General features: G+C 70.2%; 15 protein-coding genes. 7 read left to right on the forward strand and 8 right to left on the reverse strand.

Going from position 1 to position 17,473, the window contains the following annotated elements; genetic code table 11:
• Nucleotides 1–90: 90 nt before the first annotated feature.
• The gene (locus OHT21_RS02185; protein ID WP_328766446.1) at nucleotides 91–1,590 is read left to right on the forward strand and encodes a glycosyltransferase family 39 protein; all 1,500 of its coding nucleotides are present in this window, start codon (nucleotides 91–93) and stop codon (nucleotides 1,588–1,590) included.
• A gap of 67 nt (nucleotides 1,591–1,657) precedes the next feature.
• Here the strand turns inward: OHT21_RS02185 and OHT21_RS02190 are convergent, their stop codons facing one another.
• Nucleotides 1,658–2,401 carry a hypothetical protein gene (locus OHT21_RS02190; protein WP_328766447.1) on the reverse strand — a complete coding sequence of 248 codons (744 nt, stop codon included), beginning with the start codon at nucleotides 2,399–2,401 and terminating at the stop codon, nucleotides 1,658–1,660.
• Between the two features lie 189 nt (nucleotides 2,402–2,590).
• On the opposite strand from OHT21_RS02190, the gene OHT21_RS02195 reads away from it, so the two are divergent.
• The 3 genes from OHT21_RS02195 to OHT21_RS02205 all read left to right on the forward strand — a co-directional run bounded on the left by OHT21_RS02195 (nucleotide 2,591) and on the right by OHT21_RS02205 (nucleotide 6,932).
• Complete coding sequence (locus tag OHT21_RS02195; protein ID WP_328766448.1) at nucleotides 2,591–4,390, forward strand: ABC transporter ATP-binding protein; 1,800 nt, start codon at nucleotides 2,591–2,593, stop codon at nucleotides 4,388–4,390.
• A complete protein-coding gene (locus OHT21_RS02200) occupies nucleotides 4,387–6,177 on the forward strand; it encodes an ABC transporter ATP-binding protein (RefSeq protein ID WP_328766450.1) in 1,791 nt (596 codons plus the stop codon). The genes OHT21_RS02195 and OHT21_RS02200 overlap by 4 nt, the downstream gene beginning before the upstream one ends.
• Nucleotides 6,178–6,461: 284 nt before the next feature.
• On the forward strand, nucleotides 6,462–6,932 hold the full coding sequence (locus OHT21_RS02205) for a DUF5709 domain-containing protein (RefSeq protein ID WP_328766451.1): 471 nt from the start codon (nucleotides 6,462–6,464) through the stop codon (nucleotides 6,930–6,932).
• 11 nt (nucleotides 6,933–6,943) lie between these two features.
• On the opposite strand, the gene OHT21_RS02210 is transcribed toward OHT21_RS02205, so the two are convergent.
• Nucleotides 6,944–7,738, reverse strand: coding sequence for a metal-dependent hydrolase (locus tag OHT21_RS02210; RefSeq protein WP_328766452.1), 795 nt, complete (start codon nucleotides 7,736–7,738; stop codon nucleotides 6,944–6,946).
• 154 nt (nucleotides 7,739–7,892) lie between these two features.
• On the opposite strand from OHT21_RS02210, the gene OHT21_RS02215 reads away from it, so the two are divergent.
• Nucleotides 7,893–10,406 carry a DEAD/DEAH box helicase gene (locus OHT21_RS02215; RefSeq protein WP_328766453.1) on the forward strand — a complete coding sequence of 838 codons (2,514 nt, stop codon included), beginning with the start codon at nucleotides 7,893–7,895 and terminating at the stop codon, nucleotides 10,404–10,406.
• 19 nt (nucleotides 10,407–10,425) lie between these two features.
• Nucleotides 10,426–11,295 carry an acyl-CoA thioesterase gene (locus OHT21_RS02220; RefSeq protein WP_328766454.1) on the forward strand — a complete coding sequence of 290 codons (870 nt, stop codon included), beginning with the start codon at nucleotides 10,426–10,428 and terminating at the stop codon, nucleotides 11,293–11,295.
• 52 nt (nucleotides 11,296–11,347) lie between these two features.
• Here the strand turns inward: OHT21_RS02220 and OHT21_RS02225 are convergent, their stop codons facing one another.
• Nucleotides 11,348–12,289: a DUF6397 family protein gene (locus OHT21_RS02225; RefSeq protein WP_328766455.1), complete on the reverse strand. Its 942-nt coding sequence runs from the start codon at nucleotides 12,287–12,289 to the stop codon at nucleotides 11,348–11,350.
• A 152-nt stretch (nucleotides 12,290–12,441) separates the two neighbouring features.
• Complete coding sequence (locus tag OHT21_RS02230) at nucleotides 12,442–12,855, reverse strand: roadblock/LC7 domain-containing protein (protein ID WP_328766456.1); 414 nt, start codon at nucleotides 12,853–12,855, stop codon at nucleotides 12,442–12,444.
• Between the two features lie 94 nt (nucleotides 12,856–12,949).
• Here OHT21_RS02230 and OHT21_RS02235 point away from each other — a divergent pair, with 94 nt between their 5' ends.
• Nucleotides 12,950–13,378: a PPOX class F420-dependent oxidoreductase gene (locus OHT21_RS02235; protein ID WP_328766457.1), complete on the forward strand. Its 429-nt coding sequence runs from the start codon at nucleotides 12,950–12,952 to the stop codon at nucleotides 13,376–13,378.
• 13 nt (nucleotides 13,379–13,391) lie between these two features.
• Here the strand turns inward: OHT21_RS02235 and OHT21_RS02240 are convergent, their stop codons facing one another.
• From OHT21_RS02240 to OHT21_RS02255, 4 genes are read right to left on the reverse strand one after another with little or no spacing between them, the layout of a single operon-like run.
• Nucleotides 13,392–13,997, reverse strand: a complete 606-nt coding sequence (locus tag OHT21_RS02240) for a GTP-binding protein (RefSeq protein WP_328766458.1) — start codon at nucleotides 13,995–13,997, stop codon at nucleotides 13,392–13,394.
• Nucleotides 13,998–14,050: 53 nt separating this feature from the next.
• Entirely contained in the window at nucleotides 14,051–14,464 is a 414-nt protein-coding gene (locus tag OHT21_RS02245; protein ID WP_328766459.1) for a DUF742 domain-containing protein, read from the reverse strand.
• 16 nt (nucleotides 14,465–14,480) lie between these two features.
• The gene (locus OHT21_RS02250; protein WP_328766460.1) at nucleotides 14,481–14,918 is read right to left on the reverse strand and encodes a roadblock/LC7 domain-containing protein; all 438 of its coding nucleotides are present in this window, start codon (nucleotides 14,916–14,918) and stop codon (nucleotides 14,481–14,483) included.
• On the reverse strand, nucleotides 14,915–17,470 hold the full coding sequence (locus OHT21_RS02255; protein ID WP_328766461.1) for a sensor histidine kinase: 2,556 nt from the start codon (nucleotides 17,468–17,470) through the stop codon (nucleotides 14,915–14,917). Before OHT21_RS02255 ends, OHT21_RS02250 begins: the two co-directional genes overlap by 4 nt.
• Nucleotides 17,471–17,473 lie beyond the last annotated feature (3 nt).

The raw sequence follows: 17,473 nt of genomic DNA on the forward strand, positions 1-17,473 counted from the left end.
CCGCAATGAGTCCTCGGGCGATGAGTCAGCCCTCTCGACGGGTTTCTGCCATGTCAGTACCGTGGTGCGACCGGTTGGCGAGGGGGCGCTATGGATCGGGCACGGGAAGATGACGCACCGCGTGAGTTGCCTCGTTTCGCCACTGGTCCGGTCGCCTCTCTGGCAGTCGGTTTCGCCGTCGTTCTGACCGCGCTGTCCGGCCGGTACGGCTACCACCGGGACGAGTTGTACTTCCTCGCGGCCGGTGATCACCTCGCGTGGGGATACGTCGACCAGCCGCCGCTGACGCCGCTCATCGCGCAGGCGGCCACCACGCTGTTCGGGGACTCGACGGTCGGGCTGCGCGTCGCGGCGACCCTCGCCTTTGTGGCCTTCATCTTCACGGTCGCACTGCTGGCAAGGGAGTTGGGCGCCGACCGAAGGACGCAAGTGCTTGCCGCGGGGCTCGCTGCTCTGGGTGCGCAGCCACTGGCGGTCGGGCACATGGTGTCGACGGCCAGCTTCGATCTGCTGGCGTGGCTGGTGATCTGCTGGCTGGTGCTGCGGCTGCTGCGCACCGGCGACGGACGGTGGTGGCTGCCGGTCGGACTGTGCGTCGGGGTAGGTCTGCTGAACAAGTACCTTGTGGCACTGCTGGTCGTGGCCCTGCTCGCGGCCGTGCTCGCCGTGGGGCCGCGGCGGATGCTGCGCAGTCCCTGGTTGCCGGCCGGGATCGCCGCCGCGCTGACGGTGGCGGCACCCAACCTGTGGTGGCAGGCCGACCACGGCTGGCCGCAGTTCACCGTCGCGGAAGGAATCAGCTCGGACGACGGTACCGAGAACCGCATCCTCTTCGTCCCCGAGCAACTCATCTATCTCTCACCGCTGTTCGTGCCCGCCTGGATCGCGGGCTGGCCGCGGCTGTGGCGCGATCCGGCGCTGCGCTGGGCCCGGTCGATGGCCGTGGCGTATCCGCTGCTGTGTGTGCTGGTCCTCGGGCTGGGCGGCAAGGGGTACTACGCAGTGCCGCTGCTCGTCGTTCTGTTGGTGGCGGGCTGCGAGCCGGTTCTCGCCTGGACGCGGCGCCATGGCCGTACGTGGCTCATGGTTGCCGTTGCGCTGACCGCGGCGATCAACGCGATGGTGACGCTGCCCGTGCTGCCGCAGAGTGCGCTCGCCGTACCGATGGCGCTCAACAAGGAACAGGGCGAGCAGGTGGGCTGGCCCGCGCTGGCCGACGCGGCGCGCGAAGGGTGGTCCGCGATTCCCGCGCCTGAGCGGGCGCGCGCCGTGGTGTTCACGCAGAACTACGGTGAGGCGGGCGCCCTCGACCGCTACGGGCCCGCACGCGGGCTGCCCCGGCCCTATTCGGGCCATATGAGCTACGCCGACTGGGGTCCTCCGCCGGACTCGGCCGACGGACCTGTGCTCCTCGTCCGGCAGGAGGACGCGCGCGACCTCGAGCGGTACTTCACCGGCTGCCGTCAGGTCGCCCGCGTCGACAACGGGCAGGGCGTGGAGAACGAGGAGCAGGACGCGGCGATCGTCCTCTGCTCGGGAACGACCCAGCCGTGGTCGAGGCTGTGGCCCTCGCTCCGGCACTACTACTGAGGACGTGGGCTTGTGGCTGGTGCGAGCCGGCCGGGTCGCACCGATGGGGAGGTCGACGAGGGGCTTGTCAGGCCTTGAGGTTCGCCTTGTCGCCCATCACCACGACCGGGTGTTTGGCCGGGTCGAGGGTGCGCAGCAGGTACTCCATGCCCGACTTGGACAGGCTCACACAGGCCGACGTACCGCTGCCGTGGTCCATGTGCAGCCAGATGCTGCCGCCCTTGGACTGGCCCTGGGGGCGGGTCGGGTCGTTGGGTGAGGTGCCCTTGACCCGGTTGTAGTCGATGGCGATGACGTAATCGAAGTCGTGCCAGTGCGACTTGGACCAGTAGCGCGGGGCCTGGAAGCCCGCGGACCGGGTGTACGGGAGGCCCGCGCCCGGGTCGGGGAGGACGCCGCCCGCGTCGCTGAGGGTGAACACGCCGACGGGGCTGCGGTTGTCGCCCTCGCGGTGGTCGGTGGTCCACCCCTTCTTGCCGTTGTGGCCCTGCCAGCTGCGCGTCTGGTCCCAGGTGGAACCGGACTTGGTGTAGAGGACGATCTTGGACTCCGCCGAGTTCTTGCCCTCGCCGTAGACCGCCACGACCTGGCGGGAGTTGGCCGGAATCTGCTTCCGCAGTCTGTCCCCGACGTCGGGGATGCGCTTGAGGTCGACGGTGCGCGCCTGGGCCTGGCGCGGCCGGTCGCTCGGCTTCGCCTGGCTCTGGTGGCCGCCTCCGCTGTCCGAACCGCCGCAGGCCGTCAGGGACATGAGAAGGGCAGCACAGGCCGCGGCCGCAACTGTCGTACGCATCGCACCGCCAACTCGCATGCGATCCATCGTCGCACCGTGTTCCGGACGATTGCGCCCGGCACCGGGGTATCCCGGCCATATGCGGGCGATGCGAGCCGAATCTTTGCCTGACGACGAAAAACCGTTTGCCTGCGGACACTCTGTGGCGCGAACCTTTCACAGTTTGTTGTCTCCCCCCAACCCCGTTCTACGAGCCCCTGGGACGTCATGCAGATTCAAGACCTTCCGTATCCCGACCCGGGTGTGCCGGACGCTCGCTCGGGTCCCCGATTCCTGGTGTGGCTCGGCCGGAATCAACTCGGCGGACAACTGAAATCCCTGGCCTGGGGGCTGCTGCACTTCCTCTCCGTGTCCGGGCTGCCGTTCTGTGTCGGTTTCGCCATCCAGGCCGTCGTGGACCGCTCCGGCGCACGGCTGGCCCTGGCGGGTGGCCTGATCGCGCTGTGCGGGCTCGGTATCGCGGTGGGCGACACCATGCTGCACCGGACCGCGGTCACCAACTGGATCACCGCGGCCGCCCGCGTCCAGCAACTACTGGCCCGCAGGACCGCCCAGTTGGGCTCCGCGCTGACCCGGCGCGTGGCGGCCGGTGAGGTGGTCGCCGTGTCCACGGGCGACGTGGAGAAGATCGGCTGGTTCGTGGAGGCCGTGTCGCGGTTCACCGCGGCCGCCCTGACCATCGTCCTGGTCTGTGTCGCCCTCGTCGTGTACGAGCCCGCGCTCGGAATCGTCGTCGCCGTGGGCGTGCCCGTCCTGGCGCTCGCGGTGCTGCCTCTACTGCCGCGCGCCACCCGGCGTGCCGACTTCCAGCGGGAGAAGGCGGGGCGCGCCACCGAGCTGGCCTCGGACACGGTCGCCGGTCTGCGCGTGCTGCGCGGCATCGGCGGCGAGGAGCTGTTCCTGGACCGGTACCGCAGAGCCTCGCAGGAGGTACGCCACGCCGCCGTCCGCAGCGCCCGCATGTGGTCGCTGATCGCCGCGGTCCAGGTGCTGTTGCCCGGTCTGCTGCTGATCGCGGTCGTCTGGCACGGGGTGAACCTGGCCCGGGAGGGCCGGATCACCGTCGGCGAGATGGTCACCGTGTACAGCGCCGTCATGATCATGTCGTACCCGTTGCACCACTTCGTGGAGATCGCCATGGCGTACTCCTTCTCCCGGCCGTCCGCGAAACGTGCGGCCCGGGTGCTGGCACTCGAGCGCGCGATGGACAGCGAGGGCTCACTCGAGGCGGTCGCGCCGGCCGGGGATCTGTACGACCCGGCGACCGGGCTCCTCGCTCCGGCCGGACGGCTCACCGCTGTGGTGTGCGGCGACCCGGACGCTTCGGGTGTGCTGGCCGAGCGGCTCGGCGGGCACGCCGCGGACTCCTCGGAACTGCCGTCCGCGCTTCTTGGCGGCGTACCGCTGGACGAGCTGCCGCTCGACTCCGCCCGCACGGCCGTCCTCGTCCAGGACAAGGACCCGGTGCTGCTGTCCGGCACCCTGCGCGAACTGCTCGACGTGCCCGCCTCCGGCGGCGTCAGTGCCGAGGACGCGCTGGCCGCCGCGCAGTGCGGTGACGTGCTGGACGCGCTCGCCCAGGGGTCGCTGGACGCCGAGGACCCGATGGACACCCGGATCACCGAACGCGGACGCTCGCTGTCGGGCGGACAGCGCCAGCGCCTCGCACTGGCGCGGTCCCTGGGCACGGACCCGGAGGTGCTCGTCCTGGACGAGCCGACGTCCGCCGTCGACTCGCACACCGAGGCACGGATCGCCGACGGCATCCGCGCGCTGCGACAGGGGCGTACGACGGTGGTCTTCACCTCGTCCCCGCTGCTCCTGGACCACGCGGACCGGGTCGTGCTCGTCCATGAGGGCGAGGTCGCCGCGGTCGGCGTGCACCGCGAACTGGTGCACAGCGAACCCCGGTACCGCGCCGTGGTGACCCGTGAGACCGACGACGAGGCCGCCGTACGCGACCTGGACCACCTGGAAGCACTCGAAGAGATCGAGGAGACCGCATGATCGGCGTGGCGCCACCGGCCTACGACCCGGCGGCCCCGACGACGGCGAACACCCTGCCCGTCGGCGCCCCCGCGACCGTACGCGCCTACGTGGCCGAACTGTTCCAACGGCACCGCCGGGCCTTCCTGCTGCTCATCACCGTCAACACGGTCGCCGTCGTCGCCTCGATGGTGGGTCCCTACCTGCTGGGCTCCCTCGTCGAGCGCGTCTCCGACAGCGCAGCCGCGGCGCGCGAACTGCATCTGGAACGCACCGCCGCGATCTTCGTCCTCGCGCTGATCGTCCAGGCCGTGTTCGTACGCCAGGTGCGGCTGCGTGGCGCCATGCTCGGCGAGCGCATGCTGGCCGACCTGCGCGAGGACTTCCTCGTCCGGTCGGTGGGGCTGCCGCCGGGCGTTCTGGAGCGGGCCGGGACGGGCGACCTGCTGTCCCGGATCACGACGGACATCGACCGGCTCGCCAACGCCATGCGCGAGGCCGTGCCCCAACTGGCCATCGGTGTGGTGTGGGTGGCGCTGCTCCTCGGCGGGCTCGCCGTGACCGCGCCGCCGCTGGCACCCGCCGTGCTGATCGCCGTCCCGCTCCTCGTGGCGGGCTGCCGCTGGTACTTCAAGCGCGCGCCGTCGGCCTACCGCTCCGAGGCCGCCGGCTACGCCGCCGTGGCCGCCGTCCTCGCCGAGACCGTGGATGCCGGGCGCACCGTCGAGGCGCACCGCCTGGGCGAGCGCCGCATCGACCTGTCGGACCGCAGGGTCAAGGAGTGGACCGCATGGGAGCGGTACACCTTGTGGCTGCGTACCGTGCTCTTCCCGGTCATCAACATCACGCATGTCACGGTCCTCGGTTCGGTCCTGATGGTCGGCGGGTTCTTCGTGCTCCAGGGCTGGATCGAGGTCGGCCAGCTGACGACGGGCGCGCTCATCGCGCAGATGCTCGTCGACCCGGTGGGCCTGATCCTGCGCTGGTACGACGAGCTACAGGTCGCCCATGTGTCGCTGGCCCGGCTGGTCGGCGTACGCGACATCGAGCCGGACGCCGGTGACGGGTCGCTGGCCCCCGACGGGCGCGAGGTGCGCGCCGACCGTGTGCACTTCGGCTACCGGGAGGGCGTCGACGTTCTGCGCAAGGTGTCGCTGGAGGTCGCGCCGGGCACCCGGCTGGCACTGGTCGGCCCGTCCGGCGCGGGCAAGTCCACGCTGGGCAGGCTGCTCGCCGGGATCTACGCGCCCCGCGTCGGCCACATCACCCTGGGCGACGCCGAACTGTCCGAGATGTCCGCCGAACGCGTCCGATCCCATGTGGCACTGGTCAACCAGGAACACCACGTCTTCGTGGGATCCCTGCGCGACAACCTGCTCCTCGCCCGAACCGATGCCGATGACGCCGAGCTGTGGGCGGCCCTCGGCGCGGTCGACGCCGATGACTGGGCGCGGGCGCTGGACGACGGTCTGGACACCGAGGTCGGCTCGGGCGGACTCGGCCTCACCCCGGCCCAGGCCCAGCAGATCGCGCTGGCCCGGCTGGTGCTCGCCGACCCGCACACGCTGGTCCTGGACGAGGCCACCTCGCTCCTCGACCCGCGCGCGGCCCGCCACCTGGAACGCTCCCTGGCCCGTGTCCTCGACGGCCGCACCGTGGTCGCCATCGCCCACCGGCTGCACACCGCCCACGACGCCGACGTCATCGCCGTCGTCGAGAACGGCCGCATCAGCGAACTCGGCAGCCACGACCAGTTGGTCACCGCGGACGGCGCGTACGCCGCGCTGTGGCGGTCCTGGCACGGGTGAGTCGGCGCGTGCCGGGTCCGCCCGCGCTCGGGCGGACGGCGCCATGGCCGTACTGGGGGCCGGGCCCAGAGCCCGAGCCCTGTCGTGCGGGCGGCCCGGCCGGTGGTGGGCTCCGTGGCGTTGCGGTGTATCGACAAGGGGTGGAAGGCTGGATACCGGCACGGGCTCGGGGAGCGCACCGGCACCACCCGGTTCCGTACGAGCGATTGCCTGAGCCCAGCGGCCCGTGCTGCCGCCGCTGAACGCGGTGGCGGCGGATCGGCCCGCATCACCTGGAGGTACCCGTGGACAGCGCCGGCGGATGGGGAGACGACGTCTACCAGCCCGACCAATCCGAGGTGCAGGACGACGCGGGGCTGCTCGGCGCCGAGGACACCCTGGAGTCCGACGGTGTGAACGACCCTCTGGACCGGGGCTGGTCCCCGCCGGAGCGGCCGTGGGCCGTGGAGCGCAAGGACGTGACCGCGGCCGAACGGCTTCGCGGCGAGACGCTGGACGAACGGCTCGCCGTGGAGCTGCCAGAGGTCGTGGCGCCCGACGGGGACGGTATCGGCGACAGTCTCGATTCCGACGGCGAGGCCCTGGACAACGAGGTGGGCACCATCCGCTCCGGACGTCTCGTGGCCCCGGACGAAGGTGCGCACGGGGACGAGGAGAGCCGGCTGATCGCCACCGATGTGGGCATCGACGGCGCCGCCGCCTCGGCGGAGGAGGCCGCCATGCACATCGTCGACGAGGACGCCCAGTCCGGCTGAACATGCGTCGCTCAGATGACGTTGAGCGCCGCCGCGCAGCCCACTCCGCCGAGCAGCATGAACACCGGCATCAGCACCTTCAGCTCGACCCAGCTGCCCGCCCGGAACCGCATCGCCTTGGGCGGCCCCACCGGGTACCAGCGCTTGCGCCCTATGGGTATCGGCCACAGGATCGGGCAGCCCGACACGGTCAGCGCGTCCCCGATGTCGTGCACCAGCGCACCGAGGACGACCGGCAGTCCCAGCCACAGGTACTCCTGACCCGGCGCCGTGAACAGCCAGTCGGCGCCGTTGCCCGGCTCGTCCAGGACGCCCGCCAGGATCCAGGCACTCGTCGCGGCCAGCAGCCAGACCAGGACGTCGGCGCTCTGCCCCCGCGTCGCCCGCCACAGCAGACCCTCGATGGCGAGCACTATGTGCACGAAGAGAATCGCCAGAACCGCCCAGCGCTCCCCCGTGATCGCGATGACAGAGGTGCCCGCACCGATCAACGCGGCCCACAGCCAGGTGTGCGTCAGGGTGCGGTGCCCGCCCGAGCGACGCGGATCGCCCTGCTTCTTCGTCCCCTTGTAGACGGCGTACGAGAGCTTGTCGACGATCTCGCACAGGCCCCGTGAGAGGGGACCGAAAGCCGTCGAGATGGTGGCCGCCTTGTGGTCGAGGTCCGGGGCGAGCGCGGCGCCGGCGCAGATCAGCGCGCCGACCAGGAGAACCGGCCAGGGCATCGTGTGCCCGGTGGCCGCCGCCGCGGCTCCGACGCCCAGCCAGGCCGCGGCCCCGGACAGTGAGTGTGCTGGTCCCATCATGGCCGCGCCCCGCCCCATTCCTCGTGTACTCGGTGTGCTCGCGCCCAGTTGTCGATGTGCGCTGATGCCTCGTCGGCGCCACAGCGTAGCGTTCGTGATCTTCTGTCCGGCAACCGATTCCCTCATTGCCCGGGATCACAGGCAAGATGGGGACGTGACCCTTATCGATCAGCTGCCGCAGACCGCAGATCCCGACGCCCTCTACGAAGCCTTCGAGTCGTGGACCGGGGAACGCGGTATCGCGCTCTATCCCCACCAGGAGGAGGCGCTGATCGAGGTGGTGTCGGGTGCGAATGTGATCGTGTCGACGCCCACCGGCTCGGGCAAGAGCCTGATCGCCGCCGGTGCGCACTTCGCGGCGCTCGCCCGGGACGAGGTCACTTTCTACACGGCACCGATCAAGGCGCTCGTCTCGGAGAAGTTCTTCGAACTGTGCAAGCTCTTCGGCACCGAGAACGTCGGCATGCTGACCGGCGACGCCTCCGTCAACGCCGACGCCCCCGTCATCTGCTGCACGGCGGAGGTCCTGGCGTCCATCGCGCTCCGCGACGGCAAGCGGGCCGATGTCGGCCAGGTCGTCATGGACGAGTTCCACTTCTACGCCGAGGGCGACCGCGGCTGGGCCTGGCAGATCCCGATCCTCGAACTGCCGCAGGCCCAGTTCATCCTGATGTCCGCCACGCTCGGCGATGTCTCGATGTTCGAGAAGGACCTCACCCGGCGGACCGGCCGCCCCACCTCGGTCGTCCGCTCGGCGACGCGGCCCGTGCCGCTGTCCTACGAGTACCGGCTGACGCCGCTCACGGAGACGCTCACCGAACTCCTCGAGACCAAGCAGGCCCCCGTCTACATCGTGCACTTCACCCAGGCTCAGGCGGTGGAGCGGGCCCAGGCGCTGATGAGCATCAACATGTGCACGCGCGCGGAGAAGGACCAGATCGCCGAGCTGATCGGCAACTTCCGCTTCACCACCAAGTTCGGCCGCAATCTGTCCCGTTACGTGCGGCACGGCATCGGTGTGCATCACGCCGGCATGCTGCCCAAGTACCGGCGACTGGTGGAGAAGCTGGCCCAGGCCGGTCTCCTGAAGGTCATCTGTGGTACCGACACCCTCGGTGTCGGCGTCAACGTCCCTATCCGCACAGTGCTGTTCACTGCTCTGGCGAAGTACGACGGCAACCGTGTGCGGACGCTTCGCGCACGTGAGTTCCACCAGATCGCGGGCCGTGCCGGCCGGGCGGGCTTCGACACGGCCGGGTTCGTCGTCGCCCAGGCTCCCGAGCATGTCGTCGAGAACGAGAAGGCCCTCGCCAAGGCGGGCGACGATCCGAAGAAGCGTCGCAAGGTGGTCCGCAAGAAGGCTCCCGAGGGGTTCGTCGGCTGGACGGAGAACACCTTCGAGAAGCTCATCTCCTCCGATCCGGAGCCGCTCACCTCCCGGTTCCGGGTGACGCACACGATGCTTCTGTCGGTGATCGCCCGGCCCGGCAACGCCTTCGATGCGATGCGCAATCTGCTGGAGGACAACCATGAGCCGCGCAAGCAGCAGTTGCGACACATCCGGCGCGCGATCGCCATCTACCGCTCGCTGCTGGACGGCGGCATCGTCGAGAAGCTCGACGAGCCGGATGCCCAGGGCCGTATCGTGCGCCTGACGGTCGATCTGCAGCAGGACTTCGCCCTCAACCAGCCGCTGTCCACCTTCGCCCTCGCCGCCTTCGAGCTCCTGGAACCGGAGTCCCCTTCCTACGCGCTGGACATGGTGTCCGTCGTCGAGTCGACGCTGGACGACCCTCGGCAGATCCTCGCCGCCCAGCAGAACAAGGCCCGTGGCGAGGCCGTGGCGGCGATGAAGGCGGACGGCGTCGAGTACGAGGAGCGGATGGAGCGGCTCCAGGACGTGACGTACCCGAAGCCGTTGGAGGAGCTCCTCTTCCACGCGTACAACACCTACCGCAAGAGCCATCCGTGGGTCGGCGACCATCCGCTGTCGCCGAAGTCCGTCATCCGCGACATGTACGAACGGGCCCTGTCCTTCACGGAGTTCGTCTCCTTCTACGAGCTTGCCCGCACCGAGGGCATCGTGCTGCGCTACCTCGCCAGTGCCTACAAGGCTCTTGATCACACCGTCCCGGACGACCTCAAGTCCGAGGACCTGGAGGACCTGATCGCCTGGCTCGGCGAGATGGTGCGGCAGGTCGACTCCAGCCTCCTCGACGAGTGGGAGCAGCTCGCCAACCCGGAGGAGATGACGGCCGAGGAGGCCCAGGAGAAGGCCGACCAGGTGAGGCCGGTCACCGCGAACGCACGCGCCTTCCGCGTCCTCGTCCGCAACGCCATGTTCCGCCGTGTCGAACTCGCCGCCCTCGACCACGTCGAGGAACTCGGCGAGCTGGACGCCGAGTCGGGCTGGGATGCCGATGCCTGGAGCGAGGCCATGGACAAGTACTGGGACGAGTACGACGACCTCGGCACCGGCCCCGACGCCCGCGGCCCCAAGCTGTTGCTCATCGAGGAGGAGCCGCAGAATGGCCTGTGGCGGGTCCGGCAGACCTTCGCCGATCCGAACGGCGATCACGACTGGGGCATCAGCGCGGAGGTCGACCTCGCCGCCTCCGACGCCGAGGGACGTGCCATCGTCAAGGTCACCGACGTCGGCCAGCTGTGAGCACAGGAGAAGCTGACACATGACGAACCCAGCGGAACGACTCGTCGACCTGCTCGACCTGGAGCAGATCGAGGTCAACATCTTCCGTGGCCGCAGCCCGCAGGAGTCCCTGCAGCGGGTCTTCGGCGGGCAGGTCGCCGGCCAGGCCCTCGTCGCCGCAGGCCGCACCACGGACGGGGAACGGCCGGTGCACTCGCTGCATGCGTACTTCCTGCGCCCGGGCCGGCCGGGCGTGCCGATCGTGTACCAGGTCGAACGGGTCCGCGACGGGCGGTCGTTCACCACGCGCCGGGTCACCGCCGTGCAGCAGGGCCGCACGATCTTCAATCTGACCGCCTCCTTCCACAAGCCTGAAGAGGGGAGCTTCGAGCACCAGCTACCGCCGGCCCGCGAGGTCCCGGATCCTGAGTCGCTCCCGACCGTCACTCAGGAGATCAAGGAGCATCTGGGCGCGCTCCCCGAGACGTTGGAGCGCATGGCCCGCCGCCAGCCCTTCGACATCCGCTACGTGGACCGGATGCGCTGGACCCCCGAGGAGGTCGAGCACGCCGAACCACGCAGCGCCGTATGGATGCGCGCCGTCGGCCCTCTGGGCGACGACCCGCTGATCCACACCTGCGCGCTCACCTACGCGAGCGACATGACCCTCCTGGATGCCGTCCGCATCCCGGTGGAACCGCTCTGGGGTCCTCGCGGCTTCGACATGGCTTCTCTGGACCACGCCATGTGGTTCCACCGGCCGTTCCGCGCGGACGAGTGGTTCCTGTACGACCAGGAGTCACCGATCGCGACCGGTGGCCGGGGCCTGGCGCGCGGGCGGATCTACAACCTCGACGGACAGCTGATCGTGTCCGTCGTCCAGGAGGGGTTGTTCAGGAAGCTGGGCTGATCTTGTCTGGCGTCTGAATCAGTCAGCGGCTCCAAGCTCAACCCTCGACGGGTCAGAGGTTTCTGCGGCGCAGCCATCCGAAGCGGCGGCGGGACCGTTCCGGTTCCTCGACGCTCCCCTGCTCCTCGACCGGTCGTGGCTTCGGACGCGCACGCGGTGTCTCGGCTCCCCTCGGCGTCGGACGTGGGGCGGGCCGGTGCTCTCGTGCCTCCTCGATCGCGTTCGCCAGGTCGCTGCGGAGCCAGCTGATCTCGTCCGGGTCCTGCGCCGTCATGATCCGTACGGCGACGTGGGCGGCGGGTGAATCGGGCGCGCCGTGGGCCGTCTGGTCGGGGTGGAAGCGGTTCAGATAGGCGCGTTCGTACGGGTCCTCGATGATCTCCGCGACCTGCACGGGATCCAGCAGGGATGCCACGGCCGCGGCCCGCGCCCAGGGATCCTCGGTCTGCCGCAGCAGAAACCCCACGTGCCGTCCCCGCCAGTTGCGGGCCCGCAGGTCCACGCCCGCGTCCAACTGGGCGCGCAGTCCCTCGGGCGTACGCCCCCTCAACAGCCGGGCGTTGTCCTCGCTCGCGGCGAACTGCCGCAGTTCCTCTGCCAGATACAGCCAGACCACGGCCCTGTACCGGTTGAGGTACCACTTGACGGGCGCGATCAGGCCGAGGCGTGCGAACCGCGTGAACCGGGCCGCCGACACCCCCATGAGGGCTGCGCCCTCGGCGGTGCCCACGGCCTTGACGCGTTCGCGGAGCACGTCGGGAAAGCCGGTTTCGGAGCGCACCCGGTCGATTTCCGTGCGGGCCACGCGGCGGCCTCCGCCCCCTTCGTCGGGAAGGGTCCTGATGCATCCGAGTCGGACGGCGAGGTCGAATTCGCCTCGTTTGAGACCCAGTTCCCGTGCGGCGTGGCTCGGTGTGAGGGCCGGCCGGACCGCCTGCGCGGGGCGCGGGGTGGTGGTGGGCAGGGCGGATTGCGTGATGGTGTTGCCGGACATGGTGGTTCTCCCCCGTACAGCGATGTGCACTTGCGTGCCTTTGCCTTGCTTGCGCCGTATGCGTGCGCTCGCTTCGAGAAAAACCGTAACCGGTTTGCCTCGCCTCCCGCTCGGCCTGTGGATAACCTGGAGCGGGTCGACGTTCTTGCAGGTCAGGTGTCTATGGCAGGTGCGTGTTCCGGCTGTCGCGCATCGATGTCGAGGTGTTCACCGACGCGGTTGACGAGCAGAGTCATCTCGTAGGCGACCTGGCCGATGTCCGCTTCGGCCGCGCTGAGCACGCACAGGCAGCTGCCGGTGCCCGCCGCCGTGACGAACAGCACCGCATCATCGAACTCGATCATGGTCTGCCGGACTTGGCCGGCGCCGAAGTGCCGCCCCGAGCCCTTGGCCAGGCTGTGCAGCCCCGAGGAGACGGCGGCGAGGTGTTCGGCGTCCTCGCGCCTGAGTCCCGTACTGGCCGCCGTGACCAGCCCGTCGTTGGACAGCACCAGCGCATGTCGTACGTGTTCGACGCGCTCGGTCAGGTCGTCCAGCAACCAGCCGAGTCCCTGGTTCTGCTCCATGATCCGTCTCCCCGTGTTGTGAGTCACCTCTGGTCTGAGGTTCTGACGAGCCAGCCTTCCCCACAGCCTCTGTCGGGGCAAGCATGATGGGGTCATGGCACAGAACATGACCGATGAGGAATGGCGGGCGTTCGTCTCCGAGGGCACCCGCACCGGCAAGCTGTCGACCGTTCGAGCGGACGGAAGTCCGCATGTGGCGCCGATCTGGTTCGTGCTCGATGGGGACGACCTTGTCTTCAACACCGGGAAGGACACCGTCAAGGGGCGGAATCTGGCCCGGGACGGCCGGGTCGCCCTGTGCGTGGACGACGACCGGCCCCCGTACGCCTTCGTGATCCTGCGGGGGCGGGCTCGGATCTCGGAGGATCTTGAAGAGGTCCGGCTCTGGGCCGGGCGGATAGGGGCGCGTTACATGGGCGAGGACCGGGCCGAGGAGTTCGCCGCCCGCAACGGCGTACCGGGCGAACTCCTTGTGCGGGTGAGCATCGAGAAGGTCCTCGCCCAGGCCGCCGTCTCGGACTGAGCGAGGCGGAGCGTCAGCCGACGGAGTCGAGCAGCCGGGCGGTGTGCATCCGCCCGGCGTACTCGACGAGACGGATCAGCACCTCCTTCCCCGAGTCGCGGTCACGGGCATCGCAGAGCACGACGGGTGTGCCGCGGTCGAGGTCGAGGGCGCGTGACACCTCGTGAGCGCCGTAAGTGCGCGCATCCGCGAAGCAGTTGACGGCCACGACGAACGGGATGTGCCGGTGCTCGAAGTAGTCGACTGCGGGGAAGCAGTCCCCGAGCCGCCGGGTGTCCGCGAGGACGACGGCACCGAGGGCGCCCTGTGACAGTTCGTCCCACAAGAACCAGAACCGGTCCTGTCCCGGCGTCCCGAACAGATAGAGCGACAGACCGGACCTGATGGTGATGCGGCCGAAGTCCATGGCGACGGTGGTCGTGACCTTGTGGTCGACACCGTCGGTGTCGTCGACCGACTGGCCCACCTCGCTGAGCAGTTCCTCGGTGCGCAGCGGCTTGATCTCGCTGACGGCTCCTACGAGGGTGGTCTTGCCCACGCCGAAGCCGCCGGCGACCAGAATCTTCAGGGCCAGTGGGGCCGTCTCGGCGTTCGGGGCGTCGGGGTGCTCGGAGGCCATCGATCACTTCTCTCGGGAGTGCCGGGCACGGCCGGCGTGGGTTCGGGTCCGCATCACAGTGCTCTCAGTCCCTCGATGACCTCGCGCAGGATGCGCTCGTCGGGCAGCTGGGCGGGTGGCACGGGGCGGCTGACTGTGACGCGGCCTCCCTCGAGGAGGTCTCCGAGGAGCACCCGGACCACGCCGACGGGCAGGTCGGCGCCTGCGGCCAGTTCGGCGACGGACTGGGTCTCCGCACGGCAGAGGTCGATGAGGGCCAGGTGTTCCGGGCCGAGCGAGGTGTCGTCGCCGACGTCCGGGGCGCCCGTGTGCAGCGTGACGAGTGCGATCAGGTCGAAGCGCGCTCCGGTGGGTCCGGGTTTGGTGCGTCCGCCCGTCATCGCGTACGGGCGGACGAGGGGCCCGGCCTCGTCGTCGTACCACTGGCTGCCTGGCTGCTCAGGGGGGCCGGTTCTGTCTTCGGTCATGTCCGCCGTCCTTCGCTCACCCGGACGTGGCCGGTCGCGCGGCGGCACGCGGAGCGGTGGAGAGGTGCTCGCCCACCCGCTTGACCAGGAGGGCCATTTCGTAGGCGACCAGCCCTATGTCGGCCGTCACGGCGCTGAGGACGGCGAGGCAGGAGCCGTCGCCGGCGGCGGCCACGAACAGGAAGCCGTCGTCCATCTCCACCATGGTCTGGCGTACGCCGCCGACGCCGAAGTGGCGGCCGGCGCCCTTGGCCAGGCTGTTGAAGCCCGAGGCGACCGCGGCGAGGTGCTCGGCGTCCTCCCGTGTGAGGGCGCCGGACGCGCCCATCGCGAGCCCGTCGTTGGACAGCACCACGGCGTGCCGTACCTCACCGACGCGGGTCACCAAGTCGTCCAGCAGCCAGTCGAGTTCACGGGTTCGCTGACTGGTCCCCATGCCCTGGTCGTGGATCATGCGAGGTCTCCTTCACTGCCGTCGCCGCCCGGTGCGGGGTCGGGGGTTGCGCCAAGGCCGGGTGAGCGGCCACCGCCGCGGGCCCAGCCGGCGCGGTAGGCCGCCATACGGTCCCGCACCAGCTCAGGGGTGCGGTCCTCGTCGCTCTGAGGGTCCGCCGCGGTCGTGGGCTCGGCGGGGCGCTCCTCGCGCAGTTGCGGGGCGAGACTCGCCTGTCGTACGCGCCGTGGGAGCTCATCCGGTTCCTGCGTGTCGTCGGGCGGTCGGTGCAGCCGCAGGGTGGTGACGCCGGGCGGTGGAGCGTCGTGCGAGCCGTTCGCGTCGGCCCTCGGCAGGTCTCCGGAGGCCTGCATGGCCACCTGTAAGGGGGCCACCAGAGCGGGTCGTCCGTTCTGGGGCTCTACGGAGTCCTGTTGTGGGGCGGCGGCGGGCACGCGCGCGTACTCGCGTTCTGCGGGCGGTCCCGTTTCCTCCCGGTGGGCACCGGAAGGCGCGGGTGTCTGGAGCAGTGCCGTGGGCAGCAGGACCACCGCGGTGGTGCCGCCGAAGGGCGAGGTCCGCAGGTGCACCTTGATGCCGTGCCGGGCGGCGAGCCTGCTCACCACGAAGAGCCCGAGCCGGTCGCTGTCGAACAAGTCGAGTGCCTCGGACTGCTCGATGCGACGGTTCGCTTCGGCGAGGGTCTCCTTGCCCATACCGAGGCCCCGGTCTTCGATCTCCAACGCGTAGCCGTTGCCGACCGGTTCGCCGGTGATGCGCACCTTGGTGTGGGGCGGCGAGAACTGGGCGGCGTTCTCGACGATTTCGGCCAGGAGGTGCGTGAGGTCGGCGACCGCGGCTCCGACGACCGACGTCTCCGGGAGGTGTCGTACCTCCACGCGCGCGTAGTCCTCGACTTCGGACACGGCGGCACGGACCACGTTCGAGAGCGACACCGGCATTCGCCAGGCCCGGCCGGGAGCGGCTCCGGAGAGGATGATCAGGCTCTCCGCGTGGCGGCGCATACGCGTGGTCAGGTGGTCGAGCCGGAACAGGTCGCTGAGTTCATCCGGGTCGTCGGAGCGGCGCTCCATGCTGTCCAGCAGGTTCAGTTGGCGGTGTACGAGGACCTGGCTGCGGCGGGCGAGATTGACGAAGACTCCGGAGATGCCGCTGGCGAGTTCCGCGCGTTCGACGGCGGCGCGCAGGGCGGCGCGGTGCACGGTGCCCAGGGCTTCCGCGACCTGGCCGGCCTCATCCTCGGCGGGCGGGCCGGGAGGGGCCTCGGCACGGACGTCGATCTCCTCTCCGGCCCGCAGTCTGCGCATGGCGTGCGGGAGTTTGCGGCGGGCGATCTCCAGTGCGCTGTTGCGCAGGCTCACCAACTCGACGACGAGGCCGCGCCCGATGCGTACGGAGATGACGAGGGAGGCCGCCACGGCGACGAGGCCCAGGAGGACCGCGGCACCGGCCGGTGAGAGGAGGCCGCGCCGGAACGGGTCGGCTTGGTCCGCGACCGCGTGGCCCGCGTTCGTCTCGATCGTCCGCATGTCGTCCTGCACGCGCGCGTGCGGTGCTGTCCAGGTCTCCTCGGGCGCGGCCTGGACCGCCTTGCGGCCGGGTGCGCTCGCGAGCACCTTGTCCTCGGCAGCACGTAGGCCTGCGTAGGCGCTGCTCTCCGCGAGGGCACCCCATGCGGCCTGTTCGTGCCCGCGCAGGTCAGGGACAGCGGATTCGGTGAGCAACCGGCGGGTGTGGACTGCGCCGTTGAACAGTCGCAGCCGCTCTCCGTCGAGAGTGCCGACGATGCGGGCGCCGGCGAGAACCGCGTCCTCCTGCGCGAGGGCCTCCCCCGCGCGGGCGAACTCGAATACCACGCGCGCGTCGGAGCCGAGATCGGCGTCCTGGATGCCGGTGAGCGCACCGCCCACTGAGAAGGCCGTCGAAATGGTCTGCGTGTATTGCCCGTACGTCTCTTTCCATCCCGTCCGCCGTTCGAGCACCGCGGTCCGCAGGGAAGGGAGTTGCTCGGCACGGGTAACGAAGGCCTCGAGGCGCTGTGCCACTCCTGAGGGCAGCTCTTGGCTGTCGGCGACGGTGTTGTTCTCCCCGAGCCGCAGCTTCGCTACCGCCCGGTCGGTGCGACCCGCAAGCTGCTTGAGCCTGCTCTCCTTCTCGGCGGAAGCGTCAGTCGCTCGGCGCACGGCGGCGGTTCGCTCGGCCTGGAGTGCGGCGACGGCGGCGGCCACCGGGGCACGCACCTGGGAGTCCACCCGCTGCAACTGCCGCAGCCGTGCGACGTCTTGGGCCGTGCTGACGGTGGCGTATGCCCACAGCGCGAGCAAGGAGATGACGGGCACCATCAGCAGGCAGACGATCTTCGCTCGTACGGTGCGGGGGCGCGGGCTCCAACGTCCCGCGCGCGTGGGTATCTCACTCGACGCGGCGCCGTCCTGCTCTTCCGGGCCGGAGCCTTCGTCGGCCGGTGGTCCGGCGTGCGCGCGGCGGCCCCGTGCGGGAGTCGAGGGCGGCGGCGGTGAGCCGCCTGCTGGGGTCCTACGGGGTGTACGCATGGC

This window comes from Streptomyces sp. NBC_00286 (assembly GCF_036173125.1).
In the GTDB taxonomy this organism is placed as follows: domain Bacteria; phylum Actinomycetota; class Actinomycetes; order Streptomycetales; family Streptomycetaceae; genus Streptomyces.